General features: G+C 60.0%; 1 protein-coding gene. It reads right to left on the bottom strand.

The genetic code is table 11. The features are described from left to right. Positions 1–1,649 (bottom strand): phospholipase C/P1 nuclease family protein (locus tag ABD002_RS19505; protein WP_343794277.1); only part of this gene is annotated, 1,649 nt, incomplete at its 3' end. Positions 1,650–1,681 lie beyond the last annotated feature (32 nt).

A 1,681-nucleotide genomic window follows, 5' to 3' on the forward strand; every position in this document is an offset into this window, starting at 1 on the left:
TACGAATTTTTCGGCAACCAGCGGGTATCGTTCCAGAAATAGTCGGTGTTGTTCCAGAACCCGACGAAGGTCGGTTCGCGCACATCGAGGGTACCGACCGCGATCGCATCGGGCTCTTGGCCCAGCACCGGATCGCCCATCGGACCGCGATAGACCACCTGGAAGAACAAGTCGGTCGCGTTGACCGGAATCGGGTCCGCCGAGAAGTCGAATTTCACCTCGGTCGGCGACGCGCCGTTGAGCGCAGCCGCAGAGACCGCGACGGATTTGGACACCGCGATTTCCTGGTACGCCGTGCGCGTCGTTTGACTTCCGCTGCACGTCGGCTGCGTGATGCCGGTCGATGGAGGTGTGTAGATATAGACTTGGTAGGGTTCGCCAGTGAGATCCGGTTTGTAGCAAGTGTTGCGGTGATACCGTGCTATGGCAACCAGGTACGGGCCGTGAAAGTTCGGGTCGGTCACGCTTCCCGTTGCGGTGTTAGACAGATTCTGCGGCACTTGGGTGCCAGTTCCGCTCTCAGTGATTTTCGGCGTCGTGTTCTGTACGCTGAGGCGGATCGACTGGAATCCGAAGATTGGACAGCCGTCGTTGTTCGCGGTGCCCACGCAGGGGTAGCCCTGCGCATTCATCGTGTGCGTCGCGCCCTGATTCAGCACGCCGACGATCTTGTCCGGGGGTGAGGTCACGGCAAGCTTGCCGCGGAAGAAATAATTGATGAGGCCGGCGCTATAAGCGATTGCACGCGGCACCGTCAGGTTACCGGTGGCTTGGTAGATCTGCGGGGTCAGTGTGTATTGGTTGTTGGTCGAACCGAAGAATCCCTTCCACATGCCATCGGCCAACAACGGTTGCGGTGTGGTGGCGTCCGATCGCGAGGGTTGCACCGGATCTGGAACCGTGTGGGAGTACGTCGTGCAATTCACCGGCTGATTGCGCAACTTCGGGAGAAAAGCACAATTCGTGGTTTGCGTCGTGAACCCTGTCAACGTGGGATCCGGCCTCGGAAACGCATAAACAGCCGGCAACAAGGTATTGGCGTCGGGAGTCGTGCCACGCGTGAAAAACCCCTTGTTGCTGTAGTCCGCAATGCCCAATCGGTTGTCCGGAGCGACACCGGGACCGTCGCTGGCGCCGCGCGTCGTGAAGTAGCGTAGCGGCGAAACGAACGTCGGCACCGGATACCCATTGATGTCGGGCAGCGGCGTGAGGAACTGTTTAAAGAGGTTGTTGTTGATCAGGCTGAGAACGTAGATCTCGCCGCCCGATGGGTCCGCACTGGAAGTCGCCTGTCGTCCAATGAGACGCTCATTGGTAAACGGCTCAAATCCTTGCTGGTCAGCGGGGTCGACGTGGCTGTCGTGGCGGTCGTTGCGTGTATGCTGGGGTTGCGCCGCATCCTGCAGCAAATGCACGACGTCTCCGATGGAACGAAAGGTGGAGGCCCACCGAAACATGCGTTCTTCGGCGTCGGCTTCGCGTTCGGACGCTTCCCTCATACCGTTGCCGTTTGCATCACGTTCGGCGGTCAGCGCCAAGAAATAGTTGTTGCGGGCATCTTCCCAACTGAAATGCTGCCGTCTGTTGGGATCGGGCGCCAGCGACGCAAACGCGTTGACGGTACCCAGCGCCCAGTCGACCGATTTCAAGCACGGCCCCAGCGCCGCGCACCCACCCGGCA

The sequence above is a fragment of the Dokdonella soli genome, assembly GCF_039523175.1.
GTDB classification, from domain to species: domain Bacteria; phylum Pseudomonadota; class Gammaproteobacteria; order Xanthomonadales; family Rhodanobacteraceae; genus Dokdonella_A; species Dokdonella_A soli.